The sequence below is a fragment of the Halomonas sp. ND22Bw genome (genome assembly GCF_003011945.1).
Lineage (GTDB): Bacteria > Pseudomonadota > Gammaproteobacteria > Pseudomonadales > Halomonadaceae > Halomonas > Halomonas halophila.
In genome coordinates this window covers 1-278 of record NZ_PXWD01000691.1, presented here as the reverse complement: position 1 = coordinate 278, position 278 = coordinate 1, and the positions used below count along the sequence as shown (strand labels likewise).

General features: G+C 70.1%; 1 protein-coding gene. It reads right to left on the bottom strand.

What is annotated here, in order from left to right; translation table 11 throughout:
* Nucleotides 1–12: 12 nt before the first annotated feature.
* Nucleotides 13–278: hypothetical protein (locus tag CVH10_RS26795; protein ID WP_219924878.1), on the bottom strand; the 266-nt coding region annotated here is incomplete at its 5' end.

Here is a 278-nt window from a genome sequence, read left to right as displayed (position 1 = left end):
CCCTCAGGTGATTCATGGGTCAGATCTTCGACAGCTCTGGGGGCCACGCTCGCTGCGCCGCGCGGCTGACGCCTTCATGGCCCGAAGGCTGGCCTGCATCGCGGCAGGCATTGCCGCCCAGCGGGCCTCGTCGTCCTCTTCGGCCTTGCGAGGCGCAAGCACCTTAGCCGCCGCCTGCAGGGCCTCCATGGGCGCTTTCAGCCAATAGGCGTTCGACGTCTGCTGCACCTGGTCACCGCGCGCGCCTTGTCGGCCGGTGGCCACCCAGCGTCGGCGCC